At 63.4% G+C, this 20,165-nt stretch carries 16 protein-coding genes and 2 pseudogenes; 7 read left to right on the top strand and 11 right to left on the bottom strand.

Annotation, left to right across the window (positions count from 1 at the left end):
* Positions 1-100: 100 nt before the first annotated feature.
* Complete coding sequence (locus tag P3T43_RS14115) at positions 101-2,581, top strand: GcvT family protein (RefSeq protein WP_429281660.1); 2,481 nt, start codon at positions 101-103, stop codon at positions 2,579-2,581.
* Between the two features lie 108 nt (positions 2,582-2,689).
* Here P3T43_RS14115 and P3T43_RS14110 read toward each other — a convergent pair whose 3' ends face one another.
* Both P3T43_RS14110 and P3T43_RS14105 read right to left on the bottom strand, forming a co-directional pair.
* Entirely contained in the window at positions 2,690-3,235 is a 546-nt protein-coding gene (locus tag P3T43_RS14110) for a cytochrome b (RefSeq protein WP_429281659.1), read from the bottom strand.
* On the bottom strand, positions 3,232-4,320 hold the full coding sequence (locus P3T43_RS14105; protein WP_429281658.1) for a catalase family peroxidase: 1,089 nt from the start codon (positions 4,318-4,320) through the stop codon (positions 3,232-3,234). Before P3T43_RS14105 ends, P3T43_RS14110 begins: the two co-directional genes overlap by 4 nt.
* 242 nt (positions 4,321-4,562) lie before the next feature.
* On the opposite strand from P3T43_RS14105, the gene P3T43_RS14100 reads away from it, so the two are divergent.
* The 3 genes from P3T43_RS14100 (at position 4,563) to P3T43_RS14090 (ending at position 6,921) form a co-directional block, all read left to right on the top strand.
* A complete protein-coding gene (locus P3T43_RS14100; protein ID WP_429281717.1) occupies positions 4,563-5,330 on the top strand; it encodes a transcriptional regulator in 768 nt (255 codons plus the stop codon).
* A 233-nt stretch (positions 5,331-5,563) separates the two neighbouring features.
* Positions 5,564-6,082, top strand: coding sequence for an RNA polymerase sigma factor (locus P3T43_RS14095; protein ID WP_429281657.1), 519 nt, complete (start codon positions 5,564-5,566; stop codon positions 6,080-6,082).
* The gene (locus P3T43_RS14090; protein WP_429281656.1) at positions 6,079-6,921 is read left to right on the top strand and encodes an anti-sigma factor family protein; all 843 of its coding nucleotides are present in this window, start codon (positions 6,079-6,081) and stop codon (positions 6,919-6,921) included. Before P3T43_RS14095 ends, P3T43_RS14090 begins: the two co-directional genes overlap by 4 nt.
* Before the next feature lie 52 nt (positions 6,922-6,973).
* Here P3T43_RS14090 and P3T43_RS14085 read toward each other — a convergent pair whose 3' ends face one another.
* A complete protein-coding gene (locus tag P3T43_RS14085) occupies positions 6,974-7,927 on the bottom strand; it encodes a helix-turn-helix domain-containing protein (RefSeq protein ID WP_429281655.1) in 954 nt (317 codons plus the stop codon).
* 194 nt (positions 7,928-8,121) lie between these two features.
* On the opposite strand from P3T43_RS14085, the gene P3T43_RS14080 reads away from it, so the two are divergent.
* Positions 8,122-9,021 carry an NAD(P)H-binding protein gene (locus tag P3T43_RS14080; RefSeq protein WP_429281654.1) on the top strand — a complete coding sequence of 300 codons (900 nt, stop codon included), beginning with the start codon at positions 8,122-8,124 and terminating at the stop codon, positions 9,019-9,021.
* Positions 9,022-9,155: 134 nt separating this feature from the next.
* On the opposite strand, the pseudogene P3T43_RS14075 reads toward P3T43_RS14080, so the two are convergent.
* From P3T43_RS14075 to P3T43_RS14055, 5 genes and pseudogenes are all read right to left on the bottom strand, one after another.
* Positions 9,156-9,626 (bottom strand): annotated as a pseudogene (locus tag P3T43_RS14075) (ethanolamine ammonia-lyase light chain EutC); the annotation flags it as partial.
* Positions 9,617-10,012, bottom strand: a pseudogene (gene eutB, locus P3T43_RS14070) (ethanolamine ammonia-lyase subunit EutB); the annotation flags it as partial. The pseudogenes eutB and P3T43_RS14075, both read right to left, overlap by 10 nt.
* 31 nt (positions 10,013-10,043) lie before the next feature.
* Positions 10,044-11,195, bottom strand: coding sequence for a branched-chain amino acid ABC transporter substrate-binding protein (locus P3T43_RS14065; protein ID WP_429281653.1), 1,152 nt, complete (start codon positions 11,193-11,195; stop codon positions 10,044-10,046).
* Positions 11,196-11,223: 28 nt separating this feature from the next.
* Complete coding sequence (locus P3T43_RS14060) at positions 11,224-12,474, bottom strand: NAD(P)/FAD-dependent oxidoreductase (protein WP_429281652.1); 1,251 nt, start codon at positions 12,472-12,474, stop codon at positions 11,224-11,226.
* Positions 12,475-13,905 (bottom strand): amino acid permease, encoded by a 1,431-nt coding sequence (locus P3T43_RS14055; RefSeq protein WP_429281651.1) that lies wholly within the window; start codon positions 13,903-13,905, stop codon positions 12,475-12,477.
* 307 nt (positions 13,906-14,212) lie between these two features.
* Here P3T43_RS14055 and P3T43_RS14050 point away from each other — a divergent pair, with 307 nt between their 5' ends.
* On the top strand, positions 14,213-15,616 hold the full coding sequence (locus P3T43_RS14050; RefSeq protein WP_429281650.1) for a PLP-dependent aminotransferase family protein: 1,404 nt from the start codon (positions 14,213-14,215) through the stop codon (positions 15,614-15,616).
* Positions 15,617-15,688: 72 nt separating this feature from the next.
* Here P3T43_RS14050 and P3T43_RS14045 read toward each other — a convergent pair whose 3' ends face one another.
* The 3 genes from P3T43_RS14045 to P3T43_RS14035 form a co-directional block, all read right to left on the bottom strand.
* Positions 15,689-16,240, bottom strand: a complete 552-nt coding sequence (locus P3T43_RS14045; RefSeq protein ID WP_429281649.1) for a hypothetical protein — start codon at positions 16,238-16,240, stop codon at positions 15,689-15,691.
* 2 nt (positions 16,241-16,242) lie between these two features.
* Complete coding sequence (locus tag P3T43_RS14040) at positions 16,243-17,082, bottom strand: SPFH domain-containing protein (RefSeq protein ID WP_429281648.1); 840 nt, start codon at positions 17,080-17,082, stop codon at positions 16,243-16,245.
* A 205-nt stretch (positions 17,083-17,287) separates the two neighbouring features.
* Positions 17,288-18,745, bottom strand: a complete 1,458-nt coding sequence (locus P3T43_RS14035) for a hypothetical protein (protein WP_429281647.1) — start codon at positions 18,743-18,745, stop codon at positions 17,288-17,290.
* A gap of 450 nt (positions 18,746-19,195) precedes the next feature.
* On the opposite strand from P3T43_RS14035, the gene P3T43_RS14030 reads away from it, so the two are divergent.
* On the top strand, positions 19,196-20,116 hold the full coding sequence (locus tag P3T43_RS14030) for a LysR family transcriptional regulator (RefSeq protein ID WP_429281646.1): 921 nt from the start codon (positions 19,196-19,198) through the stop codon (positions 20,114-20,116).
* The last annotated feature ends 49 nt before the right edge of the window (positions 20,117-20,165 follow it).

Genomic DNA, 20,165 nt, shown 5'->3' with positions numbered 1-20,165 from the left:
CCGCCTGAATTTTACGTGAAATCGTTGCGTTTTTCAGCCTTTCACTGCACTATATTCCACATATTTCAACACATATCAACATTCACTCGTCGAACCAATCATGTCTACCCCTATTCCCCAACATGCCCGCGTCGTGATTATCGGCGGCGGCATTGTCGGTTGCTCCGTGGCGTATCACCTGACGAAGCTGGGCTGGACCGATGTCGTCCTGCTCGAACAGGGCCAACTGTCCTGCGGGACGACATGGCACGCCGCCGGCCTGGTGGGGCAATTGCGCGCCCAGGAAAGCATGACGAAACTGATCCGCTACTCCACGGCGCTCTATGCCGAACTGGAAGCGGACACCGGCCTCGCCACCGGCTGGAAGCAATGCGGCTCGCTCTCGGTCGCCCGCACGTCGGAACGGATGACGCAACTCAAGCGCACGGCCGCTATCGCCCGGGCCTACGGCGTGACGTGCGACGTCATCGGGCCGCAGGAAGCCGGCGACCTCTGGCCGTTGATGCGCACCGACGACCTGCTTGGCGCGGTCTGGCTGCGTGGCGACGGCAAGGCCAATCCCACCGACCTCACCCAGGCCCTCGCCCGCGGCGCCCGCACGCGCGGCGCGCGCATCGTCGAGAACACCCGTGTGAGCGCAATCCATACGCGGCCAACGTCGGGAGGCCGCGAAGCGAGCGGCCTCGCATGGCGCAGCAAGGATGGCGCAGAAGGTACGATCGAGGCGGAAATCGTCGTGAACTGCGCGGGTCAATGGGCGAAGGCCGTGGGCCGGTTGTGCGGCGTGACGGTGCCGCTGCATTCGGCGGAGCACTACTACATCGTCACCGAGCGCATTGCCGGCGTGCATCCGGATCTGCCTGTGATGCGCGACCCGGACGGCTTCATCTACTTCAAGGAAGAAGTGGGCGGCCTCGTCATGGGCGGCTTCGAACCGAACGCCAAGCCGTGGGGCATGAACGGCATCCCCGAGAATTTCGAATTCCAACTGCTGCCCGACGACTGGGATCAATTCCAGATCCTGATGGAAAACGCCTTGCAACGCGTGCCGGCGCTCGAAACCGCGCAAGTCCGGCAGTTCTATAACGGACCGGAGTCGTTCACGCCGGACAACAACTTTATCCTCGGCGAAGCCCCCGAATTGCGGCACTTCTTTGTCGGCGCGGGCTTTAATTCGATGGGGATCGCCTCGGCCGGCGGCGCCGGCATGGCGCTGGCCGAATGGATCGTGGAAGGCTCGCCCACCATGGATCTGTGGCCCGTGGATATCCGCCGCTTCGCGCGCTTCAACGGCAACGACACCTGGCTGCATGATCGCGTCAAGGAAACGCTCGGGCTGCACTATGCGATGCCCTGGCCGAACCGCGAACTGGATAGCGCGCGCCCGTTCCGCCGCTCGCCGCTTTACGCGATGCTCCGTGACGCAGGCGCGAGTTTTGGCAGCAAGATGGGCTGGGAGCGACCGAATTTCTTCGCGCCGAGCCCAGAGCAAGCGCAGATCGAGTACGCCTTCGGCCAGCAGAACTGGTTGCCGTGGAGCGGCGCTGAACATCGCGCCTGTCGCGAAGCCGTGGCGCTGTTCGACATGACGTCGTTTTCGAAATTCCTCGTGAAGGGACGTGACGCCGAGAGCGTGCTGCAAGGCATCGTCACCAACGATGTTGCAGTACCGGCTGGAACGACTGTGTATACCGGCATGCTCAACGAACGCGGCACGTACGAGTCGGATTTCACGCTGACGCGCCTGACCGACGAGCAATACCTGATCGTCACGGGCTCCGCGCAAACCACGCGCGATTTCGACACCATCGAGAAATTGATTCCCCACGACAAGCATTGCACGCTGGTGGATGTCACTGGTCAGTACGCAGTGCTAGCCGTCATGGGACCGCGTTCCCGCGAACTGCTGCAGAGCGTTTCGAAGGCCGACTGGAGCAATGCCGCGTTTGCGTTCGGCCAGAGCCGGGAAGTCGACATCGGCTACGCCACCGTGCGTGCCACGCGGCTGACCTATGTGGGCGAACTGGGCTGGGAACTCTATGTGCCGGTCGAATTCGCCGCCGGTGTCTACGAGACGCTGCAGGCCGCAGGCAAGCCGTTCGGCCTCCTCAACGCAGGCTACTACGCTATCGATTCGCTGCGGATCGAGAAAGGCTACCGCGCATGGGGCCGCGAACTGACGCCCGATTCGAACCCGTTCGAAGCCGGTCTGGCGTTTGCCTGCAAGCTGGACAAGGAGATTCCATTCCGCGGGCGTGAAGCCTTGTTGAAATTGCGCGCAGAGCCGCTGCGCCGGCGCATGGTAGTGCTCACCGCCGACGGCGCGGCTGACCGGATGCTGTGGGGCGGCGAAGCGATTCTGCGCGACGGCAAGCCCGTGGGCTTCGTCAGTTCCGCGGCGTTCGGCCACACGTTCGGCTGCCCGGTGGCAATGGGTTACGTCAACCACCCGGAAGGAACAGCCGATACAGCGTATCTGACGAGCGGACGGTATGAGATCGACGTGGCCGGCGATCTGCTGCCCGCCACACTCCATCTGAAGGCGCCCTACGATCCGCGCTCGGAACGCGTGAAAAGCTGAACGCACGGGTTGGCTTATGCAAAGCCTGCGATAACCGCCACGCGCTCAGATTCCCCCGTCAGAGGACATGGCACCGCTCACGCTCAAGAACGTGAGCGGTGCTTTTTTTCACGCGCGACCAGCACCGCGCGCCATGCTCGAAAATACCCCATCGCGCCGGATCAGCCCATGAAACAACGCGGCCGCGAGATGCGCGAGGACGGTTAGAAACAGCGCCAGCGCGAGGTACGTATGCAACGCCCGCAACGCCGCATAGAGACGGATGTCATGCGGCACGATCGATGGCAGATGAAACGCGCCAAACATCGTCACGGGATAACCGGCGGCCGAAAGCATCGCCCAGCCGATTAGCGGCATACCCAGCATCAGCGCATACAGCACCAGATGCGAGAGCTTCGCGGCGACCCGCTGCAGCATTGGCATATCGGCCGGCAGCGCCGGGCTGCCGCGCTTGAGACGCACGCCAACGCGCAGCAGCACCAGCAGCAGGATCGCGATGCCGAGCGGCCTGTGCAGCGCGATCAACGTATTGTGGGCGCGCGAGACCGTCGCGACCATGCCGATGCCGACGAACAACATCGCCAGGATCGCGAGCGCCATCGTCCAGTGCAGCAGCCTCTGGACTGGGCTGAAATGTGAATGCGTCGGTGTCATGACCGATCTCCGTCTTGCTGCGGATGATGCAGGTTGGGATTGAGCGCTTCTTCACGCGTGCGCCGGTTATACGAAAGCGAATAGGCCGCCGAACGCGCGGCAAGCAGCGGATCGTCCGAGGTCTCGATGCCTGCTGGCAACACAGTCGGATCGAAAGTGATGTCGCGGCACGGACCGTCGTCCTGCGCGGTTTCGTGGTCGATTACGAGTGTGCCGGCATCGATTTGTTGCCGGTCGTTTGGCCACATGTGCGTGGCGTCGTTGGTCGGGTCTGTCAACGCGGCCACCGTCACGATCAGATGCCAGCGCAGCGGGCCGCTTTGCAGGCGCTGATCGAGATCGGCATCCAGGAAATTCTTCGCGGCTTTCTGCGCGTCGGTGACCGGCGTGAACGGCGTTTCCGGGACCATCGCCCAGCGGACGGCGTGTACCTCACCCTTCGCATCGACAAAGCGGAAAGCGTTTACGCTGTAGTACGAACCATTAGCGAAACTGGACGACGGCGGATGCCCTTTTACCCAGGCCTGCAGCGGCTGCGTTTCCGGATTGGCGGCATAAAACGCCTTGAGCGTGGCTGGGTTCGGCTTGCCTGTCGCCGGATCGGGCTTCGCGGCAACCAGTTGCTGATAGAACTGCTCAGGTGTACGAACCGCGAACAGCGGAACCGAATTCATGCCGGTGCGCCATTGCTCGCCATCGTGCTGCGTGAACACCAAGGCGAGGCTGCGGATCGGTACGCTGGTATCAGCCGCTGACGGATTGCCGCCTGGAATCGCGAACCGGCCGATGACCGGCGTGCGCCCCGCCGCGAATACGCCGGCACTCGATAGCGCAGCGGCGTTGCCATTGCTATCGAAATAGCCGGATACGCACACACCTTTGGCATGGTTACGGCGAAAGCCCGGATGAGGACCGTTATCCGCTTCGAAAGCGCCGATGATGCGATGCGTGGTCAGACGATGCGGCGTGAGGCAGCCGGCCACGTAGGCGAAACCGCCGGCCATGGCCAGCACGACAGCGCCGATCGCGGCAAGCCGGCACGGTACGCAAATCGGCGCAGGTGGCGGGGACGAGGGTATTTTCACAAGGACTCCTTTGGCTTTTGAGGCGGTGTACCTGGCAGCAAACACCGACACCGAAGGTTTATTCCTGATGGCATCGAATTCATGAGTGGTGCGTGGATGCTTGTGTGTCACCACGAAGCGATGTCATCGCGTTATGTGCCGTCATGGGTCTCGCCACGCCGGTTGCGTTGTACCTGGACATGGAATAAACGCCGACAGGATCGTGTTAGCGGGTGAACAGGCAATCTCTTGGCATGATCATCATGAATCCCATCGACCCACGGCACGATCCGCCGCTCTCCGAAACCGATATTCAGGCGTATGCCGACGGCTTTCTCGAGCCCGAACGCGCCGCCCATTTGCGCCAGTACCTCGGCAAACGGCCGGGCGAGGCGCGCCGGGTGGCCTTTTACGGCAAGCTGAACCGGCAGATCCAGGACGCCTTCCTGCCAACCGACGAGCCTTTGCCGGCCCGCGCGCGGCGCGCGGCGCCCGGCCGTAGCAAGCTCGTCACGTGGTTCGAGCGGCCCATGCGCGCGGTCATGCTGCGTCCGTGGCGCGCCTTGCTGGGATTGGTTCTTGCGGTGGCGCTGGCTCCGCTGGCTGCCAGCGGCTGGATGGCCGCGTCGCAGGTGTCCGAGGAAGCGCTCAACAACGCCGCGGTGATGGCGCTGGCACGGGCTGCTGACAGTCACTTGGGCGCGGCGACAGGCGCCCCTCAGCCGGGCGCCCCTCAGCCGGGCGCCCCTAATCTCGCCCCAATCGGCATGCGCCTCGTCAGCTACCGAACCTTGAGACTCGGCCCGCTCGCCCGCGCCGCCGAGTACGTGTACCGGAACGCCGAGGGGCAGCCGGTGGTCTTGCTCGTGGCACGCTCGCGGTCGGTCAGCGGCCAAACCCAGTGGAGCGCGCAGCGTGTCGGCACGCTGCGGCTCCTGAGCTGGAACGCGCATCACCAGCGCTACGTGCTGGCCGGTGCGGCGGATGCCCACGGCCTGATGCGCGCCGCCGACTTCATGACCCTGCGCTAGCCGAAAGCCGAGCAGGTCATGAGTGCCGATCATGCTAATTTCCGCCTGTGGTTTAAGGGCGGGAATAAAATGTGAAAAGGCGTGTTTGCACCTGAAACGCCGTCGTGCGTCCCTGTGGACGGACGACGCAGCACGTTTCCCAGGAAAATCCCGGGTCACCCGAGGTTCTCTTGTCCCCACGCGGGGAGCCCGGCCCGAAACGGCAGGCCTGGAGGCACTCACTGGTAAGGGCAATGGACATCCGTGACGAATTGATGGAGCACGTCCCGCGGTTGCGGCGCTATGCAAGGGCGCTGATCAACAACCGGGACCTCGCCGACGATCTGGTGCAGGACACGCTGGAGCGGGCCTTGGGACGCACAGCATTGTTTCAGGCCGGCACCGACCTGCGCGCGTGGCTGTTTACGATCATGCACAACGTGTTTGCGAACCAGGCGCGCAAGGCGTCGGTGCGGGCGGTGCATGTGTCCGTGGATGACGACAGCGTCGCCGAAAGCGAATTCGCCGTGGCGTCCGACCAGACGCGTTCGCTGGAAATGCGCGATCTGGACTACGCCTTGCAGCGCCTGCCCACCGAACAACGGGAAGTGGTGCTGCTGGTCGGACTGGAAGAAATGAGCTACGCCGACGTGGCGCTGGCGCTGGACATCCCCATCGGCACAGTGATGTCGCGGCTGTCACGCGGACGTGAGCGGCTTAGGGCCTTGATGGCGGGCACACAACCCGGCGCGAAATTACAGGTGGTGCGATGAACGAACAACTCACTCCGATCGGCGAAGAAGAGCTGCACGCGTACGTCGACGGCACGCTGTCCGACGAGCGCCGCGCCCAGGTGGAGCGCGCGCTCGAGCAGAATCCGGAGCTGGCCGCGCGGGTCAGCGATTATTTTTCGCTGAACAACCTGTTTCATGAGCGCTATGACCGCGTGTTGAGCGAGCCGGTGCCCAAGCGGCTCCAGCCGCCAGCACCGAAGCGCCGCTGGCTCGACGCGGCGAACTGGCCGCAGTTCGCGGGCATGGCGGCTGCGTTGGTGCTGGGTGTCGGTATTGGCGTCGGGACGCAGATGGGCAAGGATGTGCCGGGTTCGACGGCGACCTCCATGAATATGGGCGGCAACCCTGCGGATACGCGCCCTGTCAGTGCCGATGCGTCGGATGAGCTCGCCCGGCAGGCGGCGGTGGCGCACGTGGTGTACATGCCTGCGGTGCAAGTGCCGGATAGCGCCGGTACGGACCACGATCAGGATTTCGTGCAATGGCTGTCGAACAAGCTCGGCACCGATGTCCATGCGCCGCTGCTCAACAAGAGCGGCTTCGAGCTGAGCGGCGGGCGGATTTTGCCTGGCGCCGATGGTCCGGTGGCGCAGTTCATGTATCGCGGACCCGGCGATGAACGGGTCACGCTGTGTATTTCACATCGGAAGGTGAATTCGAACACGACCGCGTTCAAGCTGTATCAGGACGGGCCGGTGAACGTGTTCTACTGGGTGGATGGGGATTATGGGTACGCGGTTTCGGGAGGGATCGACCGCAAGGTTTTGTTGCAGCTTTCGCATGATGTTTATGCGCAGTTGACGGCGAAGGGGGGCTAAGTCAGATGATCCTGAACATCGCTGCCATCAACGATCATCGTCCCGGCATCCGCTATGATCCGGACACCGAACTGTTGCGCGGCGCGTTCCTCGGTCTGAGATCCCGGTCATCCGCAGCGGCAGGCCCCGCTGCCACAATACGCCCACCCCTCACCAACTCCCGCGGCGTCACCCCCAACAACCGGCCCATCCAATGCGCCATATGGCTCTGATGCGCGAACCCGGCTTCCAGCGCCACCTGGCTCGCGCTTGATCCACCCTGCAACAACAGCGTGCGCGCCCGCTCGACGCGCCGCTGCACGACATACTGATGCACCGGTACACCCAGCGTCTCCCGGAACAGCACCTTGAAATGCGGCACGCTCAGGTTCGCCAGCGCAGCCAGTTCGCTCAACGTGAGGCGCTGGTCCAGGTTGCTTTCGACAAACTCCACCACCCGCGCGGCCGTCCGCGGCGCGAGCCGTTTGCTTCGCTTCCCCTCTAGCGCCGGCGCCCTCTCGGCCAGCCGGACGATCATCGCGGTACCGAGACTCTCCGCATACAGCGGATCGGACGCATCATCCGCCTCCAGTTCGGCGCGCAAGGCCCACGCCAGATGTTGAAACCGCGCATCGCGCATCTGAAACTGCGGGCGGATTTGCGCCAGACTTTCGCGCAATGCCATCTGTTCGAAGGTGGCGCGCACGAACGCCTCGGCAAACCACACGCTGAAGATCGTGCAATGGGAATCATCGGCCCATTGACCATCCAGTCCTGCGGGAATCACATCCGTGTCGCCGGGCGATTGCAGGCGCACGTGGCGCCGCTCGTCGCAAAAGCAATGCGCCTGGACCGGCGTCCCCACATGAATGCCAACCCGGTGATGCTGCTGCGCCGGGATCCGGTGCACCCCGGCCGCCACGCTGACCAGCTCCGCGCCGAAGCCCTGCCAGCCGAGCCCGGCGCTCGAGCGCAGCGGGATGCGAGTGCCTGAATGCGGCGCAGGAATCGGAATCACAGCGTTCATGGCAGTTCCTCCACCGTGGCGACAGACATCGACTGCATTGTGCGTCGTTTTCCGCAGTGTTGCATCAGGTGCCGCGTGCGCCGCATCGAACGCGCAAAACGCTCATCCGGATCTGCTCATGGCAATCCATCTCTGCGCGCCCCGCCCGCAACGCGCTTCTATGATGGGGAAACCCTATCCACAAGGAGCACAACGTGTTCGTCGTCTTTGGAGCATCAGGCAATGTCGGTTACGCCACCGCGGTCCGCTTGCGCCAGGCCGGTCGCGCAGTACGGGCCGTAGTTCGTCGTGAGCAGCAAGGCACGCAGCTTGCGTCACTAGGCTGCGAGATCGCGATTGCCGATCTCGCCGACCGCACATCCGTCGCCGAAGCAATCGAAGGTGCGCACGCCGTGCAGATTCTCTGTCCGGTTCCGCGCGCCGATTCTCACCTTGCAAACACAATGCGACACATGATCGACACCGCAGCCGACGTCTTGCGCACGAATCCCCCGCCCCGGATATTGGCGCTGTCCGACTACGGCGCGGAGCAGGATCGCGGCACCGGCATCACGTTGCTGTTTCATGAACTCGAAGCTCAGTTGCGGTCCGTGCCGAGCCATTTGACGTTCCTGCGCGCGGCGGAACATATGCACAACTGGGGCCGCGTGATCCCGGCCGCGCTGACGGCCGGCTTGCTGCCGAGCCTGCATCATCCGCTGGAGAAACGGTTTCCGACCGTCGCCGCACAGGACGTGGGGCGCCTCGCCGCCGACCTGCTAATCGACGATGACCCGGACGGCGATATCTCCCCGCGTATCGTCAGCATTGAAGGCCCGGCGCGGGTCAGCGCGCTCGATGTCGCGCGCACACTCAGCGCGCTAAGCGGACGCACCGTCGCGGCGCAGGCGTTGCCGCGCGAAGCGTGGACGCCGATGCTGTTACGCGCGGGACTCAGTCTCAATCACGCCCAGTTGACTACGGACCTCTACGACGCGCATAACAATGGCCGTATCGACGTTGAAGATGGGGTTGGCGAACGCCGTTTTGGGACCACGCTGCTTGCGGACGTGCTGGCGTCGATGCTGCCGCGAGTCGAAGCCGCCGCGCGCTGAACCCGCTAAACGCGCTCGCGAATCCTTGGCAACGACGACTTCATGGCGTTTCGATTGCCGATCGTCATTCGTTGCTCAGGCGCGCTTGTCGTGACGAACGCCACACAAACGCGCCTGCGCGATCTCCAAGCAGACTATCGCGCATCGTCAACCACCGACGGCGCCTCAGCCTGCCAGACGCTGTTGTCCTTCAACCCAACCCCCGTGAGCGCGCGGCGACGCGCAGCCTCGAGCAGATGCACGAGCTTGAATGCGGCCGCGTCGTGGCCCAATCCTTCGGGGCGTACATTGGAAATGCAGTTGCGTTCCGCGTCGTTGCGTCCCACGGCTGGACGATACGTCAGATATACGCCGAGGCTTGCCGGCGAACTCAGCCCTGGACGTTCACCGATCAGCACCGCCACGAGGCCGGCATGCAGCAGCTCGCCGATCTGATCGCCGATTGCCACGCGCGCCTGGGTCGCCACGACGACCGGGCCGACATGCCAGTTTTCCAGGCGGGCGATGGTTCGCTCCATCAGTGGGATGGCGTGCAACGTCACCGCGCTTGAAGACAGTCCGTCCGCCAGCACGAACACCAGATCGGGGCGCACGCCCGACGACGCATCAGCTTCGAGACCGCGGCCACCCTCTCGGGCGTGAGGCCTGCGGCAATGCGCGTGAGCGCAGCCGTACCCGTGGTATCGGCCAGCAACCAGTTACGAAAATCGCCCACCGTCAGATGCGAGATCTCCTTGAATGCCTCGACCGAATGGGTGTCGATGATGAGGCGCGTGACCTCGTCGCTTTCGTAGGGAATCAGCGCCTCGTTCAGGAACGCCGCGAGCGGCACCTGCGCGAGTGCCAGCTTCGCCGCCACCCGCTCTTCTTCCGAGGCGGCGGCGAGACCGGCCAGTTCGTCCCCGGAGCGGCGCGGGCTCGCCTTGGCGAGCAGGGTGGCGAGCCCCTCGAAGCGATAGCTGCGTGCGCCAATGGTTTCGCGGAAGTTCATGGTTGCAACCTTGCCTGAGATCCGGAAAGCATTACGCGCCGCTGCCACCGACAGTCTTGACGCTCTTCCACTGGCCCTGCTCGACCTGGAACAGCGTGTAGGGCGGCTTGATCAGGTCTCCGTAGGGATCGAAGGTGATCTTGCCAGTCACGCCGTTGAGCGTGACTTTCGACAAATTGTCGACGATCTTCGCGCGGTCGAGCGAGTCGGCGCTGTGAATCGCCTTGATGAGCGCAAGCGCGGCGTCATAGGCAAAAGGCGCGTACAGTTCGACATCCTGATTGAAGCGCGCCTTGTAGCGCTTGCCGAACTCCTGCGCGGCCGGCAGCTTGTCGAGCGCCGGTCCCGGTTCCAGATCCTGCGTACCATCCCCCGCCGTGCCGGCGATCTGCAGGAACGCATTGCTCTTCAAGGCGCCTGCACCGAACAGTTGCGCGTTCATCCCCAATGAGCGCATCTGCTTGACGAGCATCGCGCCCTGCTCATCCAGTCCGCCGAAGAAAATCAGGTCGACATTCCTGCTCTTGAGCGTGGTCAGAATGGAGCGGAAATCGACCGCCTTGTCGTTGGTGAACTCGCGATCCACCACGTTGCCGTTCGCTTCCTTGACGCCTTTTTCGAAGGCATTGGCGAGCCCTTCGCCGAACGCGGTGCGGTCGTCGATGATGGCGATACGCTTGGCCTTCATCTGCTCGACCACGAAATGGCCCGCCACCACGCCGCCGATGCCGTCGTGGCCCATGGTCCGGAACACGTTCTTGAAGCCCTGCCTGGTCAGGTCCGGATTGGTCGAACCCGGGGTGATCATCGCCAAACCCGCCTGGTGGTACACCGCCGAAGCCGGGATGCTGCATCCTGAGTTGTAGTGGCCGATCACGCCCACCACGCCGTCATCGACCAGTTTCTGCGCAACCTGCACCGCCACGTGCGGGTCTCCCTGGTCATCCTGAACATCCAGCACGAAGGTGACCGGCTTGCCGCCCACGGTCGGATGCCTGGCATTCTCTTCGTCGAGCGCCAGTTGCGCGCCGTACTGCAAATCCTTGCCGACGCGGGCCACCGGACCAGTCAACGGTCCGACAAAGCCGATCTTGACGACTTCCGGATCGGCACCCCACGACGGCGCCATTTGCGTGCCCAGCGCGCAGACGGCCAAACTCAACAGCCAATAGCGACGATTCATGATGCACTCCTTGCGAGATGTGACTACGTTAAGCGGCGTGAGCCGCAACCTGAAATCGCGTCGCCGCGTACGGCGCAAGATCGAACGGGGGCGCGCGTTGCGCGACCAGGTCGGCAACGATGCGTCCGCTGATACCCGCCAGCGTCAAGCCAAGATGCTGATGACCGAACGCGTAGATCACGCGCTCGCTGGCGCTCGAACGGCCCAGCACGGGCACACCGTCCGGCAGCGTCGGACGAAAGCCGAGCCAGCTGGTGTCGGGTTCGTCCAGGCCAGGCAACGCCCGCTTCGACGAAAACGTCAGCAGGTCGAGCAGCGAGCGATTGCGCGTTTCGCCGAAGCCGGCCAGTTCGACGGTCCCCGCGACCCGAATGCCGTCGCTCATCGGCGTCATGTAGAAGCCGCGTTCGGCCCAGCCAACCGGGCGCGAAATCAGCTGCTGCGCGCCTGGGTAGCGCACGTGATAACCGCGCTCGGTATCGAGCGGCACCACGTCGCCGCATTGTCTGGCGAACTGCGCGGATCGCGCACCGGTGGCGATGACGACGTGGCTGAAGCTGCGCGTCTTGCCATCCACGGTGAGGCTGGCGCCCTGTGCGCTGGCCTGCACCGCGCCCACGGTCGCGCGCTCCAGTTTCAGCCCCTCGGTCGCGAGCTGGTCAAAAAGCGCCTGCAAAAAGCCTTGCGGATCGGAGAAGTGCCAACTGTCGCTGAACAGCACGCCGCGTTCGAAAATCGGCGCGAGCGACGGTTCGAGCGCGCAGATGTCGTCGCCTGAGAGCACCTCGAACGCGACGCCGAGTGTCTTACGCAGATCGAGAGCCGGACGCGCGGCATCGAACGAACTGGCGTTGGAATACAGATAGAGACACTCGCGCTGCCGGACGAAACGCGCCAGTGCCGGCGCCGCGAGGATCGGCGCGTAACCGTCCTGCGCGTGGCCGAGCAAGGTGGCCAAGGCACCCGCACTCGCCGCATAGCGGCGCGGCAGCGAACTCATCATGAAGCGCGCGAGCCAGGGCGCGAGGTGCGGCAGATATCCCCAGCGCAGGCGGAACGGGCTGTCGTTCGATAACAGAAAACGGGGTAAATCGCGGAACACGGACGGGTTGTTGACCGGGATGCAGGCGTAATGCGCGAAGGTCCCTGCATTACCGAACGACGCGCCCTGCCCCACGCCGGCCGGATCGAACAACGTCACGCGGTGGCCATCCCGCATCAGCGCCGCGGCGCTGGCAAGGCCGATGAATCCCGCTCCCACGATGGCGATCTCAGACATCTACTTGCGCCCCGCCAATGCATGTTTGCCAAGCGGCGCACGAAAACCCGTCGCGGTCGCCTCGCCCTGCTGGCGTTTTGCCGCCAGCAGATAAGCGATGGACGCCACCGCCAGACTCGCGAGGCTCGCCATCAATTGCGGCCGCAGGGAGGCATCCGCACCCATCGCGACGAGTACACCGACAATCGCCGCCACCACCGCATACGACAGCCACGGAAACAGCCACATCTTCAAGGACAGACGCTCGGGCGCGGTGGCTTCGATGCGGCGGCGAATGCGGATTTGCGCCAGCGCCGTCGCGAGATAGACGAACAGCATGACCGCGCCGGACGCATTCACGAGAAACAGAAACACCCCTTGCGGCGACACAATGGCCGCGATGATCGCCATATAGCCGACTACGCTGCTCAGCAGCACCGCGAGACGCGGCACCTTGTTCGACGTCAGCTTCAACAGCGACTTCGGCGCGTCGCCACGCTCTGCGAGACGGAACAGAATCCGCGACGAGACGTATAGCCCCGAGTTGAGCGCGGACAGCACGGCGACCAGCACGATGGCGTTCATGATGTCGGCAGCGCCGGGAATCCGCATGGTTTCCAGCGCGGCCACGAACGGTGAGTGTCCCGTGACGATACTGCCCCATGGCACGATGCAGGCAATCAGGAACATCGATCCCACGTAGAACGTCATGACCCGCAGGATGACCGAGCGCGTCATTGCCGCGACGCTTTTGGCCGGATCGTCCGATTCGGCGGCGGCGATCGTGGCGATCTCGGCGCCGCCCACCGCAAAGATCACCGTCGGCACCGCCGCGAAGATGGACATCGCGCCGAACGGCATGAAACCGCGATTGCCGGTCAGATTGACGATGGCGCTGCCGGTATGGCCAAAGCCGAACAGATACGAGGCGCCCACCGCGATAAAAACGATGATCGCCGCGACCTTGATCGACGCGAACCAGAACTCGAATTCGCCATACGATTTCACGGACAGCAGATTGATGAACGTCATGAGCGACAGCAGCACCAGCCCGATCACCCACACCGGCGCGGGAATCCAGCGCTGCAGGATCGCCGCCCCCGCCACCGCTTCCACGGCGACCACGATGACCCAGAAGTACCCGTAGAGCCAACCGCTGGTGAAACCCGCCCAGTTGCCAAGGCCGATCCGCGCGTATTCGGTGAACGAGCCGACGCCCGGCACCGAAAGCGCCATCTCGCCGAGCATGCGCATCACCATCAATACGACGATTCCGGCCACGAGGTACGACACGCAGGCCGCCGGGCCGACCGTGCCGAGCGTCGCGCTGCTGCCGACGAACAGCCCGGCGCCGATGATGCCGCCGAGCGAAATCATCGTGACGTGGCGCTGGCGCAGGGCGCCGCCGAGTTTCGGCGTGCCGCCCGCTTCGGGGGACGGTGGATAACTCATATGAATCTCCTGGTAACAGATGCCTGAATTCTTTGCAGCGGCGGTGTCGGACACGCGCCACCAGACAAACCATGGCATCTAGATTCACACAATATTTTTTTGTGTGCAATTAAAAACGCCATTGTGTGGCCCTGGCATTTTCCCTGGATGGTCTCTGGTGTGGAGCTTGCTGGAAAACAGCATGGCGCATCGTCGTCAAGCTGGATGCCTGTCAGCGAGGTTTGCGTCGCCATGCAGGTGGTATAGAATCGCCACAACTCCGCACAATCGCGGACAAAGCCAGTTTTGTATGGAGACACCCGTTCTTATGGCTTCTGGTAAAGACGCAACGCGAGGCGCCAACGGCGCGCCGGCCCAGGCGAAGCGCTCCACGTACGTCGAGGTGTCCAGTTCGATCGAAAACGAGATCCGCAGCGGCGTATATCCGCCTGGCAGCCGCCTGCCTCCGCAACGGCAACTCGCTACCGAACTGGGCATCAACGTGTCGACGGTCTCGCGTGCATACAAAGAATTGCAGTTGCGTGGGCTCGTGATCGGCAGCACACGGCGCGGGTCGCTGGTAACGGGCGGCGCGATGCCGAGCGTCGAGCCTACGCAGACGGCGGGCAATTCGGCGATCGATCTGACTGTGAACCGCCCCGCCACGGGCGAATTCCTGAACTGTCTCGCACGCACCCTGGCGGAATTGCCGCGCGATCCGCGCTACCCGCAACTGCAGGAATATCAGCCTCCGCAAGGGCCGCTATGGGCGCGCGCCGCGGGCGCCCGCTGGATGGCCGCATCCGGGTTCGAGCCCTCCGCCGATCATGTCGTGGTGACGAGCGGCGCGCAGCACGGCCTGTATGCCGTCCTCAACAGCCTGATCGGCACGGACGGCGTGATCCTCGCCGATCAGTTGACCTACTACGGACTGAAAGCGCTGGCGCCGGTGTTCCAGTTCGAGATCGTCGGCATTCCTAGCGATCGCGACGGCCTGCTGACCGACGAGGTCGAGCGAGCCTGTCGCCGCATGCCGGTCAAGGCGATCTTCACCGTGCCGAATCTGCAGAACCCGACCGTCACCACCATGAGTCTCGAACGCCGCATGGCGCTCGTCGACATCGCGCGCCGGCATGGCGTGGCCATCATCGAAGACGATGTCTATGGACCGCTGGTGTCGCAGCGCCTGCCGACCATCGCGAGCCTCTGTCCGGAACTGACGTTCCACATCGCATCGACCTCGAAGATTCTCGCGCCCGGTCTGCGGCTTGGCTATCTGCTCAGTCCGCCTGACGTCTCCGCGCTGTGTGCAGAGGCCGTTCGCACAACGGCATGGATGCCCGCGCCCATGTCGATGCTGATCACCTCCATCTGGATCGAGGACGGCACCGCGCGCCAGATCATGGACGCGCAGCTCGCCGAAATTCGCGCGCGCCAGGATCTGGCGCGTGAACTGTTGCCGCAGGAATGGCTGCAAGCCGATCCGGCCTGCATGTTCGTGTGGCTCAAGTTGCCGCCGCCATGGCGTGCCGACGACTTTGCCGCCAACGCAAAGGCGCGCGGCGTGGTGGTCATGCCCTCGTCGACGTTTGCCGTGGATCGCTCGGAGATCGAACACGGCGTGCGCATCAACCTCGCCTGCGCGACGAGCCGCGATCAACTGGTGAGTGCGTTACGGCTGTTGACCGGAACGCTCAAAGACCGGCCGAGAGCGCTATTTGGCACGATTTGACTGAAGACGAGCCGCGCAGCGCGACCCTGTTCTTAGGCGCGGCCGTTCATAGCCTCGCGCATTGCGCCCGAATCAGCCGCTGCGATTGAACAATGCAGCCTCGCGACTGCGCAATGTCTGCTGGAGCGCGGCCAAACCGTCTTCGACTTCGTCGAGATGCTCCAGCATCCACAGACCGTTTCGCCCATCGAGCATGGCGTGAAGCAATGAACACTGGCCCACGAGCCGCTCGTCGCAACTGATCAACACCTGAAGTGTGTCGGCCTCCTGACGATAGCGTTGCGTCATCCGGTCGTTCTCCGGGACCGGCTGCGACTGAAGCCGGCCACTGATCGTGCCGATGTTGCCCGCGAGGCGCTCCAGCTTCTGGGCGGCGGCCATATTCGACGGATTCGGAAACGGCTTCTCCCGGGTTGGCGCACCAATGAACTCGCGCCGGTAGCCGGCTTCAGCCTGTTCGACACTGGCGCGCGCGATCCCCAGCAGCCATCCTGCCTTGCTGCGCACGAGTTGATCGTCGGCGCGAAGCTGATTTTCGGTGCGGTAGAAGTTGTAGCCCCAACCGTGAAACAGGTTGAGCGCCGCTTGCCGGAGCGCACCTTCGTCGTAGAAACGGGAGTCCATGGCTAGCTGTTCCCCGAGAGCCCTGCTTCATGTCCGAGCGGATAGATTCCAGTCGCGGGAGCGCCGATCTGGAAGGGCAAGCCCGCCGCCGCATTCGGCGCCGACACCAGGCCCTTTTCCGCCATGCGCAGTGCAAGGTAGTAACGCACTGCCTCGATCGGCGAGAGGCCAATGGCTTGCAGGGAAATGAGTTCGCGCATCCGTTCGTCCTTCGGCACGATCAGGACCTTGAGGTCATTCAGCATGATGCCGAACGTTCTCAGGAAGTCGGAGAGATGCGTCTTGACCGACTCGCGAATCTCGTTGATATGCTCGTTGATATTCTCCATTTTCGTCACCTGGACGATCTGGTTGATCGCCTGTTCGATCGCAGGGCCGGCATAATCCGCGACTTCCTGCGTATCGATGAAGTTGCCGTTGAACGGCAGGTGCGTAATCAGATCGAGCGCCGCTTCCTTGGTATCGATATGAATGTAGTAATCAACCTGATACGCCATCTCGGCCATCTCGGCGCTGGTCGCGACGCCCTGGCTGCGAATCAGCAGCTTGGAACGGTTGATATAGATGACTTCGAAAACCCACGGCGAGGAACCGCCGAAGAATCCTTGCGCGATCGAGCCCAGAAGCGGCTTGTCAGGCGTCGTCAGCGCGTACTGGCCGGTCTCGTAGACATTCAGCACTGCGCCGCGCGACTTCAGCACGCAAAAGTGATTGCTTTCGACCGTCAGCAGCGAGCCGGAAACGATGCTTTCATCCACGATCTTGACCGCCAGCCCCTTGGTCCCCAGCATATCGGTGCCGTCGCGCTGAAGTGACGTGATGACCTGCCGTGTTATCGCCATATCCTGCTCCTCGTCTTCGCCTTACTGGTTGAACTGCGGGAGGGGTCGCAACCGGCCATACACGGAACTGCCCTGTCGGGAACGGCCGGTTCATGTGCGTCTGCTTGATTCATTGTTGCTGGTATGCAGGATAACGGAAGCGGCGCGGCTTCGATTAGAAAAATCACTCAGCGACCCTAAGTAAGGCAAGCGCTCTATGAGCCCACTATGCAACCGTAATGACGCCAGGGAACCCCGGGTCAAGGTGCAGGTTGGGAGGATCATACGGGCCGTTCATCAGGAGTGTCCCGACGAGGCCGCCTGGCCCATTCATGGTGATTTCGCCGCCACCGAACGCGATGCTGGTCACCTCGGCTTCCACCACGATTTTGTGAGTCGCCGCGAAGCCGCTGATCGAGCCGCCGAACACGCCGGGACTTCGCAGGACGAGCCTCGCGTGCGAACCGCCGAACGAGATGGTCTGCCCGGCTGCAACCGCTTCGAGCGATGCCACGCTGTGCGCCTGAAGCGACAGTGTGCCGTCATCGGTCAAGGCGCCGAAACATTGCAGTTCGCCGTTGGCGGCGACCGTCATCGAACTGCCATGCTTGATGGCAGCATTGTCGACGTCGCCGATGAGGATCAGTTTGCCGACAGCCGTGATCGTTCCGCCGTTGTTGGCAATGCCCTGCGCGGCGATCACAGTCCCGTGGCCCGACAGCGTCCCGCCTCCATTGACGCCCAACGCCTGGGTATCGATCACGCCATTCGCTAGCGATAGCGTGCCGTTCACCAGAATACTGATACCCGCCGACACGAAGCCATGATCCGCGATCGTCAGTGAGCCGGTGCCCATGTGCTGGACTTCCAGCTGGTTATCGACGATCAGCCGTGCGTCCCGCCCTTTGACCGTCACCGCGCCGATACCCCCGGTCGGCGGCGGCACTTGCGGGTTTTCCGCGTCCCAGCCGATCGCGAGATCCTCCGCCACGACCAGACCGCCTTCGTCCACGTTCAGCGTTCCGCTCGCATTGCGGCCAACGATGATCTGGCCGTGCCCAAGCAGCGTCGCGCGCTGCACCTGGACCGTGCCGCTGGACCCCGCGTGATTGCCGATCACGAGACACCACGGGTAGATGAGCGGGTCCGCATTCCCGACGCTCACGACGGCGCCGTCCCTGATCGTCAGCAGGCTCGGACCGGCCTGTCCCACGGACATCGGCAGATTGCCGCCGTTGACGACCGCACCTGCGCCCTCCACCACCAGACTCGAGTTCGATCCGCCGAGTTCGGACATTTCAATCGCGTAGTTGTCCGGCGTGTGGCTTCCCGCGATCACGAGAGCGCTGCCCACACCCACCGTCATATTGCCGAACGGGGGAGCGGGCGACTGGATACTCACGACGAAGTGCAGCATCGGCGTAGTCAGCACGGCACCCGGCAGCAAGGTCAACTGCTGTGCATTGACGGGGCTGCCATAGGCCGCGGTGAAGTGCCCCGCGAGTTTGACCGTGCCTGAGATGTACAGGATCTGCGGATTGCCCGTTCCTGTAATCGGCACGGCGGCGCCTTCGATCTGCGCCATGTCCGTGGGGCCGGGCGGCGCACCGGCTGCGGGTGACCAGTTATTGGCTGTCGAGAAATCGCCTGTACTCGCACTTCCTGTCCACTGAAAAACGGCCATGATGATCTCCATTGCACGCGCAACGCGTCGACGTGCAAGGGCGTTCTCCTACCGGCAAGCCTCACCGCTGGCACGCGATGACGCCTATTGCCGTCGTTCAGGACAACCATGCACCGTCAGCGGTTTTGCGAGGCTTTGTTGGTACGGCATGCGCGAGGGGTACCCGCGCCGGCCATCGATCCCCGGAGTCCAGGTCAGCAACCTTTCAATATTGATACATCCGAGTGTGATATTCGCCGCAAGATGGCTTGCTGACAGGCCGATCATGAGGAGCGTCGGCGCGTTCGTCTCTATCGGTGCGAATCGCATCGATATGCTTGCGAAGGGAAGACGGCCGAAGGTTCTGGCTTTTTCACGCTTGTTCCGCCCTTCTTTCACGCGTTTTCTCTCTGGAAAAATGCCTTTTCCCGAGGTTTAATACCTAACCTGCTTTCCCTTAACGGCTGCTTAATGATCGATCTGGATGACATGCGACTGTTTCGCGCTCTCGGTGCGTCACAGTCACTCGCCGCGGCGGCGCGGATGCTGAACCTCACACCGCCCGCCGTCACGGTACGTTTGCAGCGCATCGAAGCACGGCTGGGCGTTCGACTCGTGACGCGCGAAGCGAGAGGCATCTCGCTCACCCATGAGGGCCAGCAACTCGTTCAGGAAGCGCTCGAGATCCTCGAGCGGATCGAGTCGATTGCGTCACGAGTCTCCGGCGAGACAGCCGGCGTCGGCGGTCATTTGCGCGTGGTCGCGCCGTTTGGCTTTGGGCGCGCCCATGTCGCGCCGCTGCTTCGCGACCTGCACCGCGCGCATCCGAATCTCGCGATTTCGCTGATCCTGTCCGACAGTCCGCTCACGGCAGCAGCGGGTGCCGACGTGGTCGTGTCCATCGGCAACCTCAAGGGGTCGTCGTGGGTCGGACACTACCTCGCGCCCAACGAGCGCTTTCTTTGCGCAAGTCCGTCCCTCGCGCGCCGTCTGTCGAAGCTCGACCATCCGTCCCAACTCACACAGTACGACTGGCTGACGTTGCGCGAGAACGACGACGACGTGACCCGCCTGCGCTTCACCCAATCCGAAGCCGACGGCAAACGCGGCGGCAAGTCGGTCACGATCCGGCTGGACGGCGCCTTGTCGTCGAACGACGGCACGGTCGTCAGCGACTGGGCCGTCGACGGCCTCGGCATGGTCGAGCGATCCGAATGGGATGCCGCGCGGCTGATCGCGACGGGAAAACTCAAGCGCGTATTGCCGGCATGGCGGCTTGAAGCGGCCCCCATCATGGCCCTGACGCCCACGCGTCACGGCTTGACGATCCGCCAGTCCGTCTTTCTCGAAACCGCCAAACGAGCCTTCGACCCCGTCCCCTGGCGCAAATGACGTGATGGCCGCTCCATTTAACTGGCCTTAACGATCGCTTTATGCTTCG

The sequence above is a fragment of the Paraburkholderia sp. GAS41 genome (assembly GCF_050436545.1).
Classification (GTDB): Bacteria; Pseudomonadota; Gammaproteobacteria; order Burkholderiales; family Burkholderiaceae; genus Paraburkholderia.
Note: the sequence above shows the minus strand (reverse complement) of the source record. Positions and strands in the feature narration are given on the sequence as shown.